This is a genomic window from Escherichia sp. MOD1-EC4550 (assembly GCF_963876935.1).
Classification (GTDB): Bacteria; Pseudomonadota; Gammaproteobacteria; order Enterobacterales; family Enterobacteriaceae; genus Escherichia; species Escherichia coli_F.
In genome coordinates, this window is record NZ_CAWNSE010000009.1 from 139911 (window position 1) to 153987 (window position 14077).

At 50.2% G+C, this 14077-nt stretch carries 14 protein-coding genes; 3 read left to right on the plus strand and 11 right to left on the minus strand.

The window, feature by feature from the left end; all coding sequences use genetic code 11:
* Positions 1–192: 192 nt before the first annotated feature.
* Positions 193–402: a fumarate hydratase FumD gene (gene fumD / locus AACU19_RS05910; protein WP_000528342.1), complete on the minus strand. Its 210-nt coding sequence runs from the start codon at positions 400–402 to the stop codon at positions 193–195.
* A gap of 354 nt (positions 403–756) precedes the next feature.
* Here fumD and ynhH point away from each other — a divergent pair, with 354 nt between their 5' ends.
* The 3 genes from ynhH (at position 757) to lpp (ending at position 2918) form a co-directional block, all read left to right on the plus strand.
* On the plus strand, positions 757–951 hold the full coding sequence (gene ynhH, locus AACU19_RS05915) for a protein YnhH (protein ID WP_240806354.1): 195 nt from the start codon (positions 757–759) through the stop codon (positions 949–951).
* A gap of 7 nt (positions 952–958) precedes the next feature.
* On the plus strand, positions 959–2371 hold the full coding sequence (pykF, locus tag AACU19_RS05920; protein WP_000751442.1) for a pyruvate kinase PykF: 1413 nt from the start codon (positions 959–961) through the stop codon (positions 2369–2371).
* Positions 2372–2681: 310 nt separating this feature from the next.
* Positions 2682–2918 (plus strand): murein lipoprotein Lpp, encoded by a 237-nt coding sequence (gene lpp, locus AACU19_RS05925; protein ID WP_000648420.1) that lies wholly within the window; start codon positions 2682–2684, stop codon positions 2916–2918.
* 63 nt (positions 2919–2981) lie between these two features.
* On the opposite strand, the gene ldtE is transcribed toward lpp, so the two are convergent.
* From ldtE to ydiJ, 10 genes are all read right to left on the minus strand, one after another.
* Positions 2982–3986 (minus strand): L,D-transpeptidase LdtE, encoded by a 1005-nt coding sequence (gene ldtE / locus AACU19_RS05930; RefSeq protein ID WP_105278801.1) that lies wholly within the window; start codon positions 3984–3986, stop codon positions 2982–2984.
* A gap of 148 nt (positions 3987–4134) precedes the next feature.
* On the minus strand, positions 4135–4551 hold the full coding sequence (gene sufE, locus AACU19_RS05935) for a cysteine desulfuration protein SufE (RefSeq protein WP_000279727.1): 417 nt from the start codon (positions 4549–4551) through the stop codon (positions 4135–4137).
* 12 nt (positions 4552–4563) lie between these two features.
* Entirely contained in the window at positions 4564–5784 is a 1221-nt protein-coding gene (gene sufS / locus AACU19_RS05940; RefSeq protein WP_000144591.1) for a cysteine desulfurase SufS, read from the minus strand.
* Entirely contained in the window at positions 5781–7052 is a 1272-nt protein-coding gene (sufD, locus tag AACU19_RS05945) for a Fe-S cluster assembly protein SufD (RefSeq protein ID WP_105278802.1), read from the minus strand. The genes sufS and sufD overlap by 4 nt, the downstream gene beginning before the upstream one ends.
* On the minus strand, positions 7027–7773 hold the full coding sequence (gene sufC, locus AACU19_RS05950; protein ID WP_105278803.1) for a Fe-S cluster assembly ATPase SufC: 747 nt from the start codon (positions 7771–7773) through the stop codon (positions 7027–7029). Before sufC ends, sufD begins: the two co-directional genes overlap by 26 nt.
* Before the next feature lie 9 nt (positions 7774–7782).
* The gene (gene sufB / locus AACU19_RS05955) at positions 7783–9270 is read right to left on the minus strand and encodes a Fe-S cluster assembly protein SufB (protein WP_001308677.1); all 1488 of its coding nucleotides are present in this window, start codon (positions 9268–9270) and stop codon (positions 7783–7785) included.
* A gap of 8 nt (positions 9271–9278) precedes the next feature.
* A complete protein-coding gene (sufA, locus tag AACU19_RS05960; RefSeq protein WP_000367171.1) occupies positions 9279–9647 on the minus strand; it encodes a Fe-S cluster assembly scaffold SufA in 369 nt (122 codons plus the stop codon).
* Positions 9648–10195: 548 nt separating this feature from the next.
* Complete coding sequence (locus AACU19_RS05965) at positions 10196–10384, minus strand: YdiH family protein (protein WP_001296104.1); 189 nt, start codon at positions 10382–10384, stop codon at positions 10196–10198.
* 99 nt (positions 10385–10483) lie between these two features.
* Positions 10484–10894 (minus strand): 1,4-dihydroxy-2-naphthoyl-CoA hydrolase, encoded by a 411-nt coding sequence (gene menI, locus AACU19_RS05970; protein WP_000637986.1) that lies wholly within the window; start codon positions 10892–10894, stop codon positions 10484–10486.
* The gene (gene ydiJ, locus AACU19_RS05975; protein WP_105278804.1) at positions 10891–13947 is read right to left on the minus strand and encodes a D-2-hydroxyglutarate dehydrogenase YdiJ; all 3057 of its coding nucleotides are present in this window, start codon (positions 13945–13947) and stop codon (positions 10891–10893) included. Before ydiJ ends, menI begins: the two co-directional genes overlap by 4 nt.
* Positions 13948–14077: the final 130 nt, after the last annotated feature.

Below are 14077 nucleotides of genomic sequence, written 5' to 3' on the forward strand. Positions count from 1 at the left end.
ATTTGAAATAAATTTAACTTAAGCGACAATTATTTGTGACGTTCACTACAGAAAATAAAAATAACATTATCGCTATAAATTAAAATACATACCGAATTTGTATAATTTCAGCAGTTGTTATTTAGAATGATTAACTGGACTGCAACTGAACTAAGAATATCAGGATGAAGCTTACCGCCTCATCCTGAATGGTCATTTAACCAGTGCGTTAATGACGGTTTCCATCGCCTGCTTTTCCAGCTCACTGCGCTGAATGCGTTTATTGGCTAATGCTGTACGTAATACGCCTGCGATAACAATATGCTTTGGTTCCTGCCCCAGATCGCGCATTTCCAGCACAACTTTACCGACAACTCTGCACATCTCTCGGTACAGTTCATCCTCTTTTGTCCGATTTCCCATTATTTATACCTATTTATCATGCCAGCTATCAGCATATATCAATCTAATCAATTAAACAAAAACCAAAGAAAATCAGACAAATAACGCGATAAATTATTTTCACTGTAGCAATTGAGCGATGATGTATTTATGCACCGGATGAACTCTCACTTATCCTCACACTGACAACCCAGGCACCAGACGTTGCGCAAACAGCGAAGTTTTTGCGTAACGTTTTCCCTGGAACGTTAAATCTTTGATAACAATTTATTGTCTAACGAGTTGTATATTTTTTGAAACGCTGTTTTTGTTTTCCTTTTGGATTAATTTCAGCGTATAATGCGCGCCAATTGACTCTTGAATGGTTTCAGCACTTTGGACTGTAGAACTCAACGACTCAAAAACAGGCACTCACGTTGGGCTGAGACACAAGCACACATTCCTCTGCACGCTTTTTCGATGTCACCTATCCTTAGAGCGAGGCACCACCACTTTCGTAATACCGGATTCGCTTTCCGGCAGTGCGCCCAGAAAGCAAGTTTCTCCCATCCTTCTCAACTTAAAGACTAAGACTGTCATGAAAAAGACCAAAATTGTTTGCACCATCGGACCGAAAACCGAATCTGAAGAGATGTTAGCTAAAATGCTGGACGCTGGCATGAACGTTATGCGTCTAAACTTCTCTCATGGTGACTATGCAGAACACGGTCAGCGCATTCAGAATCTGCGCAACGTGATGAGCAAAACTGGTAAAACCGCCGCTATCCTGCTTGATACCAAAGGTCCGGAAATCCGCACCATGAAACTGGAAGGCGGTAACGACGTTTCTCTGAAAGCGGGTCAGACCTTTACTTTCACCACTGATAAATCTGTTATCGGCAACAGCGAAATGGTTGCGGTAACGTATGAAGGTTTCACTACTGACCTGTCTGTTGGCAACACCGTACTGGTTGACGATGGTCTGATCGGTATGGAAGTTACCGCCATTGAAGGTAACAAAGTTATCTGTAAAGTGCTGAACAACGGCGACCTGGGCGAAAACAAAGGTGTGAACCTGCCAGGCGTTTCCATTGCCCTGCCAGCACTGGCTGAAAAAGACAAACAGGACCTGATCTTTGGTTGCGAACAAGGCGTAGACTTTGTTGCTGCTTCCTTTATTCGTAAGCGTTCTGACGTTATCGAAATCCGTGAGCACCTGAAAGCGCACGGCGGCGAAAACATCCAAATCATCTCCAAAATCGAAAACCAGGAAGGCCTCAACAACTTCGACGAAATCCTCGAAGCCTCTGACGGCATCATGGTTGCGCGTGGCGACCTGGGTGTAGAAATCCCGGTAGAAGAAGTTATCTTCGCCCAGAAGATGATGATCGAAAAATGTATCCGTGCACGTAAAGTCGTTATCACTGCGACCCAGATGCTCGATTCAATGATCAAAAACCCACGCCCGACTCGCGCAGAAGCCGGTGACGTTGCGAACGCCATCCTCGACGGTACTGACGCAGTAATGCTGTCTGGTGAATCCGCAAAAGGTAAATACCCGTTGGAAGCAGTTTCTATCATGGCGACCATCTGCGAACGTACCGACCGCGTTATGAACAGCCGTCTCGAGTTCAACAATGACAACCGTAAACTGCGCATTACCGAAGCAGTATGCCGTGGCGCGGTTGAAACTGCTGAAAAACTGGATGCTCCGCTGATCGTGGTTGCTACCCAGGGCGGTAAATCTGCTCGTGCAGTACGTAAATACTTCCCGGATGCCACCATCCTGGCACTGACCACCAACGAAAAAACGGCTCATCAGTTGGTACTGAGCAAAGGCGTTGTGCCGCAGCTGGTTAAAGAAATCACTTCTACTGATGATTTCTACCGTCTGGGTAAAGAACTGGCTCTGCAGAGCGGTCTGGCACACAAAGGTGACGTCGTAGTTATGGTTTCTGGTGCACTGGTACCGAGCGGCACTACTAACACCGCATCTGTTCACGTCCTGTAATATTGCTTTTGTGAATTAATTTGTATATCGAAGCGCCCTGATGGGCGCTTTTTTTATTTAATCGATAACCAGAAGCAATAAAAAATCAAATCGGATTTCACTATATAATCCCACTTTATCTAAGATGAATCCGATGGAAGCATCCTGTTTTCTCTCAATTTTTTTATCTAAAACCCAGCGTTCGATGCTTCTTTGAGCGAACGATCAAAAATAAGTGCCTTCCCATCAAAAAAATATTCTCAACATAAAAAACTTTGTGTAATACTTGTAACGCTACATGGAGATTAACTCAATCTAGAGGGTATTAATAATGAAAGCTACTAAACTGGTACTGGGCGCGGTAATCCTGGGTTCTACTCTGCTGGCAGGTTGCTCCAGCAACGCTAAAATCGATCAGCTGTCTTCTGACGTTCAGACTCTGAACGCTAAAGTTGACCAGCTGAGCAACGACGTGAACGCAATGCGTTCCGACGTTCAGGCTGCTAAAGATGACGCAGCTCGTGCTAACCAGCGTCTGGACAACATGGCTACTAAATACCGCAAGTAATAGTACCTGTGAAGTGAAAAATGGCGCACATTGTGCGCCATTTTTTTTGCCTGCCATTTACCGCTACTGCGTCGCGCGTAACATATTCCCTTGTTCTGGTTCACCATTCTGCGCTGACTCTACTGAAGGCGCATTGCTGGCTACAGGCGTTGCGCCAGTGCTCACGGCAACTGGATACCCTGCCCGACGATACAACGCTTTATCGACTAACTTCTGGTCTACAGCCTTATTATCTTTAAATTGCGTGAAGCCTGCTGGCAGTGTGTAAGGCATTGTCTGAACGTTCTGCTGTTCTTCTGCTGATAGTGGTCGATGTACTTCCACATAACGCATCCCGTTCGGTTCCACGGAATATTTCACCGGTTCGTTGATCACTTTCACCGGCGTTCCCGTCCGCACGCTGGAGAACAAGGCTTTAATATCCGGTGCATTCATGCGAATACACCCTGAACTGACGCGCAAACCGACGCTGTCCGGCGCACTGGTGCCATGAATGAGGTATTCGCCATTACCATGCGCGAGGCGCAGTGCGTAACGTCCTAGCGGGTTATTTGGCCCAGCAGGAACGACGGGCGGTAATTTAATGCCACGCTCCAGCGAACGCTGACGAATGCCCGCCGTTGGCGTCCAGGTTGGATTAGGGATTTTCTGCCCCACACGCGTTTCCATCACCGGCGTTTCCAGCCCTTGCAATCCAATACCTATCGGATAGACCTGCACGATATTTTCTCCCGGCGGATAATAATAAAGGCGCAGCTCTGCAAGGTTAACGATAATCCCCTGACGCGACGCATCAGGCAATAACAGTTGCGAAGGAATCGTTATCGTCGTACCGGGTTTTGGCACCGGAGCGATAGTGTTATTGGCTTCAAGTATCAACATTGCCGCAGTATCAAAACGTCGGGCGATGGCCTGAAGGTTTTTATCCCCTTCTTGCACCGTATACGTTTGATTTTGCCCAACCAGTCGGCTTCCGGTTGGAGGTAGCGGATAATCAACCGCCCAGGCAGCCTGAATGGCGCTAAAAGCGCCGATAAGCGTGAGTGTAAGCAAAGACGCGCGTTTCATTGTAAACCTCCTGTATTTGCCGGAGACTCACGCTGAAACGTCGGATGGCGCTTATGTTCACCTGAAACCAAAACACTCCTGTGCAGGCCAGTGTAAACATTGACCACCCGGCAATGTGAGTCCACCGGATGAAAGCTGTCCCTTTAGTTTAGCTAAGTGCAGCGGCTTTGGCGCGAATTGCGCGAATCATCGCTTCCAGACCTTGTGAGCGTGATGGGGTGAGATGTTGGGTGAGTGCCATTTTTTCAAACCACGGGCGCACATCGAAATTGACAATATCCTGCGGTGTCATTTGATCGTAAAGAATAAAGACGACCGCAATAAGCCCTTTCACAATGGCCGCATCGCTGTCGCCCTGTAATTCAATAATTCCCTGCGCATTTTGACGCATCACAATCCATACCTGACTCTGGCAGCCCTGGATGCTATTTTGCGGGCTTCTGTCTTCGTCGTGTAATTCTGGCAGACGCTGGCCCAGCTCAATAATGTAGAGATATTTCTCTTCCCAATTGGCGCAGCGTAAAAAATTACGCAGCAATTTTTCTTTATCCGGCAATACAGCCATAGTGCCTCCCTGTTATCCCAGCAAACGATGAATACGTTGCAATCCGGTCACCAGACGATCCACTTCTTCATGGGTGTTATACATGGCCAGCGACGCCCGACACATAGCAGGGACGTTGTAATAGGCCATTAATGGCATAGCGCAGTGATGTCCGGTACGCACAGCAATGCCGTAGTTATCGAGAAAACTGCCAACATCATAGGCGTGGTGTTTACCAAGATTAAAAGCAATAACGCCAAGTCTGTTCTGGGGACCATAGAGAGTGAGATCCGGTACAGATTCCAGCTGTGATAGCGCGTAGTGCATCAGATTCTGTTCATACTCGGCTATGTTATTAAGCCCCAGCCCCGAAACATACTCGAGTGCCGCGCCAAGACCAATGATGCCTCCGGTATTGGGTGTGCCGGCTTCAAACCGCCACGGTGCTTTAGTCCAGGTAGTCCCTTCACTCAGGCTGACGGTGGCGATCATAGAACCGCCCCCTTCCCACGGCGGCATCTCCTGCAACAAGGCTTCTTTGACATAAAGAATGCCAATTCCAGTGGGGCCATACAGTTTATGCCCGGAGAACACGTAAAAATCGCAATCCAGCGCCTGAACGTCCACCGGATGATGCATCACCGCCTGAGCGCCATCCACCAGTACTTTTGCGCCATGTTGATGCGCAAGCGTGATCATCTCCACCAGCGGATTTTCTGTCCCAAGCACGTTGGAGACATGGGTAATTGCCAGCAGGCGAGTTTTCTCATCAAACAGCGTAGGCAGCGTCTCCAGTTGCAGCGTACCGTCGGGGTTGAGAGGGATCACACGCAGCTCTGCACCCACTCGCGCGCAAAGCATTTGCCAGGGAACAATGTTAGCGTGGTGCTCCATCTGGCTGATGATGATGTTATCGCCCGCTCGCACGTTGCTGTTGCCCCAGCTATTGGCGACCAGATTGATCCCTTCCGTCGTGCCGCGGACGAACACCAGCTCTTCCGCCGAACGGGCGTTGATAAACAACGATGCCCGCTTGCGCACGTTCTCCATTTTCTCGGTCGCCTGGGCGCTTAAGGTATGAATACCGCGATGCACCGCCGCGTAGCCATGACGATAAAACTCGGCCTCGGCGTCAATCACCTGGCTTGGTTTCTGCGCACTGGCGGCGCTGTCGAGATAAGCCAGCGGCAAACCGTTTACCTCACGAGAAAGCACCGGAAAGTCGGCCCGCACTTTGTCGACGGAAAAAGTCATCTTGCACCTCCTGGCAGCCGTTGACCGATTCGGGCCAGCACCTGCTGTTTAAGCCCCTCATCACGCAGTGCTTCCGTCAGTTCGGCAGCAAAGGCGTAAATGATCATCTGCTGGGCATCCTGCTGATTGATCCCACGCGAGCGCAGATAGAACATCTGTTCATCATCAATACGCCCCACCGTCGCGCCGTGGCTGCATTTCACATCATCTGCATAGATTTCCAGCTGCGGTTTCGTATCCACTTCTGCCAGTTTGCCCATCAGCAGATTATTGTTGGTCATCTGACCATCCGTTTTGATGGCGTGCTGCGCGACGTTGATCAAACCGTTAAATACCGCGCGGCCTTTGTCGCTGACGATAGTTTTGTGCAACTGTCGGCTGTTACAAAAACCTTTATTGTGTTCCAGCCAGGTACGGGTATCACACACCTCGTTTTTCACCGGCATCACCAGACTATTGATCCGCAGCGTGCTGTTTTCGCCATTGAGTTGCGTACTGGTGTTGTGTCGTAACACTGCGCCACCAAGCAGGAAACTGTGGCTAAATGCGGTAGCATCGTCAGCCAGCAACAAATCGTTATGGGCAAAGTGGTGACTGACGGGGTTTTCAAACGCCAGCTTGATATGCTGCAAGTGGGCGTTCGCTGCGACATTGATGGTAAAGCGCGCTCCGGTGAAATGACGAGCATCATTAAGGCTGACAAAATGCTCAATCACCGTCGCTTCGGCACCTTCCGCCAGATCCAGATGATGCCGGTAATGAGCTGTGTTCACCTCTTCACCTGCCACGCCCTGGGTGATATGCATTAACAGCAATGGCTTTGCCGGTCGTTGACCGCGCTTCACAGCAATATGCGTCACGCTTTGCGCCAGGCTTTCCGTCAAATGCAGAAACACTTCCGCCTGAATAGCGTCGGGTAATCCCTGACGGTCGTCGTTAATGCTCACTTCATACCCGCTGCCTTCAGTCGCATCGCTCAGTACGGGCACGTAACGTCCATCGACAAACACCAGCCGCACGGCGTCTAACGTTAACGCTAAGGCATCACGCTGCTGTGGGGATATCTCCCCCGCAATGCTGACAAACTGGCTATTGGTCAGCCCTTCCAGCGGCGTATATTTCCAGTGCTCATGTTTGCGTGTCGGCAGTCCGGTACGCAGCAATTGTTGTAAATGCTGCTGTGCTTGCGGGGAGCGTTTTGCACCCTCGGCTTCAAACAAATGATGCCACTGTTGCAGCACGTTACTGCTGTTCGGTAAGCCAGCCATAACCCTGCTCCTCCAGTTGTTTGACCAACGTGAAATCGCCGGATTTCACAATTCGTCCCTGATACAGCACATGGACGTAATCAGGCTTGATGTAGTCGAGAATGCGTTGGTAGTGCGTAACAATGATGAATGAACGCTTGCCGTCACGCAGCGAGTTCACGCCATCGGCAACCACTTTTAATGCGTCAATATCCAGCCCGGAGTCCGACTCATCAAGAATGCATAACTCCGGTTCCAGCACCGCCATTTGCAAAATATCGTTGCGCTTTTTCTCGCCGCCGGAAAAACCAACATTTACCGAACGGGTTAATAAATCCTCCGGCATCTTCAGGAGAGCGATTTTCTCTTCCATCAAATCCTGAAAATCAAAGCGGTCGAGCGTTTCCTGGCCGCGATAGCTGCGCACCGCATTAAGTGCCGTTTGCAGGAAAAACTGGTTACTGACGCCGGGAATTTCCACCGGATACTGGAAGGCCATAAAGATGCCTTCACCTGCACGATCTTCCGGCAACAGCGCAAGCAAATCTTTGCCTTTAAACTCAACCGTGCCAGCCGTCACTTCATAATCTTCGCGTCCGGCAAGCGTTGCCGATAAGGTACTTTTGCCAGAACCGTTTGGCCCCATAATGGCGTGAACTTCGCCGGGACGAACGTCGAGGCTTAATCCGCGCAGGATAGTTTTATCTTCCACGCTGACGTGTAAATCTTTAATACTTAACATGTTTATTCCTTATCCGACGCTGTGTTCAAGACTGATGGCGAGGAGTTTTTGTGCTTCAACGGCAAATTCCAGCGGCAGTTCCGAGAACACGTCTTTGCAAAAGCCGTTAACAATCATCGAGATGGCGTCTTCTTCGCTGATCCCGCGTTGCAGGCAGTAAAACAGTTGATCTTCACCAATACGTGATGTCGTTGCCTCGTGCTCCAGTTGCGCGCTGTTATTGCGACATTCGACATACGGGAAAGTATGCGCCCCACAATTAGCGCCTATCAGCATTGAGTCGCACTGGGTGAAGTTACGTGCATTGGTTGCCGTCGGCATGATTTTCACTAAGCCGCGATAACTGTTCTGGCTGTGTCCGGCAGAGATCCCTTTCGAGATAATGGTCGATTTGGTGTTTTTACCGATGTGGATCATCTTGGTGCCGGTATCCGCTTGCTGATGACCGCTGGTCAGTGCCACCGAGTAAAACTCACCAATGGAGTTATCGCCGCGCAAAATGCAGCTGGGATATTTCCACGTAATCGCTGACCCGGTTTCTGATTGCGTCCATGACATTTTGCTGTTTTCGCCTTCGCACAAAGCACGCTTGGTGACGAAATTGAGAATACCGCCGGTGTTGTTATCGCCAGGGAACCAGTTTTGTACCGTGGAATATTTCACCTCGGCGTTTTTATGGATGATGACTTCCACCACCGCCGCGTGTAACTGATAGCTGTCACGCACCGGAGCGGAACAGCCTTCAATGTAGCTGACGTAGCTGTCTTCGTCGGCCACCAGAATGGTGCGCTCAAACTGCCCGGTTTTTTCCGCGTTAATGCGAAAATAGGTGGAAAGTTCCATCGGGCAGCGCACGCCTTTAGGCACATAAATAAACGTACCGTCAGAGGCTACCGCCGCATTAAGCGCGGCAAAGAAGTTGTCATTCCCCGGCACCACGGTGCCGAGATATTTACGCACCAGTTCCGGGTGATCGTGGATCGCCTCACCAAAGGAGCAAAAAATAATTCCCTGCTCCGCCAGTTTTTCGCGATAAGTGGTGGCAACCGAAACAGAGTCGAAAATGGCATCCACCGCCACCTCTTTGCCTTCCCGCACGGGAACGCCCAACTGCTCAAACGCCGCCTCCACCTCTTTACTTAAAAAGGCGTTCGCGCCAGTTTGCTGCACCGCGCCGGGTTCAGACGCGCAGTTGTCGTCACAATTACCGCACGATGGTGCTGAGTAGTAGCTGTAATCCTGATAATTCAGCTTGTCGTAGTGCGCTTTCAGCCAGTGCGGCTCTTCCATCTCCAGCCATGCGCGATAGGCATTGAGACGAAACTCCAGCATCCACTCCGGCTCATTACGCTTCGCCGATATTGCGCGCACCACCTCTTCGTTTATCCCCTTTGCCAGCTCATCAGTGGCTAACTGGGTGAAGAATCCTTCTTTATAATTCAGCGGGCCGCCGGTCCAGGTTTTGACATCGTCAGTTGCTTCAGTATTACGAGACATAGTACCGCCTATACCCCAAAGCTTTCGCCACAGCCACATTCATTCTGGGCTTTCGGGTTGTGAAATTTGAATATCTGATTAAGTCCTTCACGAACGAAATCGACTTCCGTGCCATCAATAAACGGCATCGCTTGCAGCGGGACAAACAGCTTCGCGCCGTCATGTTCAAACAGCAGATCGTCTTTGTCTGGCTCGCTAACACTGTCGAGCACATAGCCAAATCCCGCGCAGCCCGTTTGCTTCACGCCTAAGCGCACGCCGACCATACCTGGTTGCTTTGCCACCAGCTCACGGATGTGGACAGCGGCTGCGGGTGTCAGCGTTAAGCCCTGCCAGGCGAAATCCTGTGGATTAAAGGTTCCTGAATGCATGTCCATCGATTTACCTCACTTCATCGCTTTCAGCGTATAACAGCATGTTAGTGATAATGATTATCAGTTCAACCCAGCAAACGCAGGGGCTTTACCGTAAAACATGCTTTTTGCCTGCTTTAAATAAGCATAGACCCTGATGTGTGGGTTAACAGGCACGCTAAGAATTAGGTATCTCATTGTTAGATAATGATTATTATCTAAGGAGCATTAAGGCTGTGATGAAAAAGAAAAAGTTGTATTGAAAATGACTATTTAAGAGATAGGTAAAAAAGTGCAGCGTTCAGAAATTAGAAAACCCTTAAGTCTGTGCGACACAGGCTTAAGGGTTTCTACCCCATCCGGCGCTTATCTCCGGCACTCTCAGTGGCTTAGCTCTTGAAGGGGCGATAAGAATAATCTCATAAAGCTAACCCGCCGTTTTAACACAAACTGCGATTAGTATTATTTTTGAACAATATCAGGCGGGTAGATAAGCAGTATTAAGAAGGTCATCGAACCTGGACGGAGGTTAATCCAGGTCGATTTTGCGAAATTGCGGCATTAAGTCAGGATCAATGCACGCCCAGACGCCAGGCAAAGTAGATTTCTTCTTTTAATTCAGCAGAAGAGAGAGTAAGCAGGTCAGCAAATTCAAGTTCTAGTTGTTTCAGACGTTTGAGATATTGGGCAGGTGAAAGATTGCTCTGGTCACGGCGTAAAAATTCAATGGCCAGCTGGGTGGGATCAAGTTGAGTAGACATAGCATCCTCGCTTTTAGACAAGACCTGCACAGTATACCACCGTTTACTGTGCAGATAATGACCAAAAGCAATATGCGTCACACTTTTCTGGTGACAACGTCACAAAATAGCGGTCGTCAATCGTGACGAACAGCACAAACGCCCTTTCTCATCGAAGATTTCAATCTGCCAGACCTGATGACGTGAACCGAGATGCAACGGTTTACATACGCCGCGTACCCGCCCTTCTCGTGCCGAGCGGACGTGGTTAGCATTGATTTCCAGACCAACCACCTTTTGCTCACCTTCGGTACATAAATAACCGGCAACGGAACCGATACTTTCAGCCAGTACCACGGATGCCCCTCCATGCAGCAACCCGAAAGGCTGCTTTGTCCGCGAGTCTACTGGCATTGTCGCTTCAAGGGTGTCATCACCAATATGTTCAAAGCGAATATCCAGCAACCCCACCATGTTTCCTTCACCCATTGCATTCAGTGCTTCCAGGGTGATTTTTCGTTTCCATATCATTTAATAATCTCCAGTAAAGCCTGCACAGGATGGCGTACCCCCGTGCCTTCAACCCGTTTTACCTGGCTGCGACAGGAATATCCGGTCGCCAGACAGCGGTTACGCGGCAGTCGCTGCATCGCCTGATGCCAGGATAACTCATAGATCCCGAGCGAGTTTTTATGATTTTTCGCTTCATGTCCGTAAGTCCCTGCCATGCCGCAGCAACCCACGCTGACATTTTCAAGTTTCGCGCCAAAACGGGCAAATATTGCCGCCCATTGTGCTGGAGCGCCCGGCAAGGCGGTAACTTCGGTACAGTGACCAAAGAAATACCATGATTCACCGCTGACTGTAGCCACTGGCTGTGACTCAAGTATGCTTGCCAACCATTCATTCGCCAGTAAGACCTTAAACTCGCCACGCTCCTCGCCCAGAGCCAGTTTATATTCATCGCGATAACAAAGTACCAGCGCTGGATCGACGCCCACCATTGGCATTCCCAATTTCGCCATTCGGTTGAGAAAATCCGCCGTTTTTTTCGCCGTCTTCGCAAAACGATTAAGAAAGCCTTTGATATGCTGGGCTTTGCCATTCGGCGAAAATGGCAGTAACACGGGCTGGAAACCTAATTTTTCGACCAGACGGACAAAATCCGCCACCACTTGCGCATCGTAATAGCTGGTAAAGGGGTCCTGCACCACCAACACCGTGCGCGCTTTCTGCTCTGCATTGAGAACTTCAAGCTGTTCCAGCGTCATGTTTGCCGAGCGATGCCCCACCATTTGTTGTTGCAGCGAGGGAACCGACAGCAGTGGCAAATCAACCATGCCGATATGTTTTTCCGAGAGTTTGCGCACCAGCGGCTGGTTAATGAAGAAGTTAAAGGTTTTCGGCGCGCGTGCCATCAGCGGTGCGTAGCTCTCGACCGTAGCAACGAGGTGGTCGCGAAGCGGGCGTAAATAACGGGTGTGATAGAGTTGCAGAAAGCGAGAACGAAACTCAGGCACGTCAATTTTGATGGGGCACTGAGTCGAACACGCTTTACAGGCCAGGCAGCCCGACATCGCCTCTTTCACTTCGTGCGAGAAATCATATTCGCCTTTATTCGCATGCCAGCTATTACGCGTACGGGCAATTAACGTCCGCAGACTGACACCGGATTCAGGCAGTTCCTGTTCCAGTTTGAGTGGGTCAACGCCGCGATCTGCCAACAAACGCAGCCATTCACGCACCAGCGTTGCGCGCCCTTTCGGTGAATGAATCCGGTTCTGGGTAATCTTCATCGACGGGCACATCGGACTGCGGGCATCAAAGTTGAAGCATAAACCGTTGCCGTTACACTCCATTGCACCACGCCACTGCTGGCGTACCGCGATGGGGATCTGCCGGTCATATGTGCCACGCTTCACCGCGTCCACTTTCATCATAGGCGCGTCGATACCTTCCGGTGGGCAAATTTTCCCTGGGTTGAGCCGGTTTTGTGGATCAAATGCCGCTTTGACTTTACGTAATTCGCCGTAAAGTTCCTCTCCAAAAAACGCCGGGCTGTATTCGGCACGAAAACCTTTACCATGTTCGCCCCACAACAAACCACCGTATTTCGCAGTCAACGCCACTACATCATCAGAGATTTGCTTCATCAAAATCTCTTGTTGTGGATCGCACATATCCAGCGCCGGACGGACGTGCAAGACACCTGCATCGACGTGACCGAACATACCGTAACTTAAGCCGTGGCTGTCGAGCAGCGCGCGAAATTCAGCAATATAATCCGCCAGATGTTCCGGCGGTACGCAGGTATCTTCGGCAAATGGAATCGGTTTGGCTGCTCCTTTGGCATTACCGAGCAGGCCGACGGCTTTTTTGCGCATGGCATAAATACGCTCAACACCTGCCAGTTCACTGCATACCTGCCAGCCGATCACACCTGCTTGCTGGCTGGCGATAAGTTCATCCAGCCGCGCACAGAGCGCATTCACCTGCTGATCGATAAGTGCTTCATCGTCTCCGGCAAATTCAACAATGTTTAGCCCGAGCATCTGTTTGTCAGGTACATCGGTAATCAGCTCACTGACGGAATGCCAGACGATATCTTCCCGCGCCAGATTCAGCACTTTTGAGTCCACCGTCTCTACCGAAAGCGCCCGCGCCTCAACCATAAACGGCGCGTTACGCAGCGCGGAGTCAAAAGAGTCATATTTGACGTTCACCAGACGGCGCACTTTAGGCAAGGGCGTAATATCCAGCCGCGCTTCGGTAATAAAGGCCAGCGTCCCTTCTGAACCCGTTAGAATGCGCGTCAGGTCGAACTCGGTCATCTCATCGTTAAAGACATGACGCAGATCGTAACCGGTAAGAAAGCGGTTAAGTTTGGGGAAGTTGTCGATAATTAACTGGCGTTGCTGACGGCAACGTTGATAAACCGTGTTATAAATTCGCCCGATTGCGGTATTGGTTTTACCCAGCGTTTCCGCCAGTTCGACGGGTAAAGGTTGCGTATCGAGAATATCGCCCCCCAACAACACCGCGCGTACGCCAAGTACGTGATCTGACGTTTTGCCATAGACCAGCGATCCCTGACCGGATGCATCGGTATTGATCATCCCACCGAGCGTTGCCCGGTTGCTGGTCGAAAGTTCCGGCGCAAAAAAGTAGCCGAACGGTTTCAGGTACTGATTGAGTTGATCTTTTATCACCCCGGCCTCAACGCGCACCCAGCCCTCTTCAGGGTTAATTTCGATGATGCGGTTCATATGGCGGGACATATCAACAATAATCCCCTGGTTGAGCGCCTGACCGTTAGTGCCGGTGCCGCCGCCGCGGGGGGTAAAGATCAGCGATGAATAGCGTTCCTGCGCGGCAAGACGGGCGATCAGCGCCACATCTGCGGTTGAACGCGGAAATACCACCGCATCGGGGAGAAGTTGGTAAATACTGTTGTCGGTCGACATTGTCAGACGATCGGCATAACTTGTCGCCGTATCGCCGGTAAACCCCTGTTGCTCCAGCTCTTGCAAAAAATTAAGCACCAGTTGAACGACGCCGGGTGCCTGGGAAATCTGTGGAATCATTATATTGACCCTTTCCTGCGGTCTGTGATGTAGGTCGATACACTATTCTTTCAGGCGGCTGCAATAGCGCACTGAAAGGTGATGTTTATTTACTCTATGGATTTCGAGTTGCAGGAAGGCGGCAAGCGAG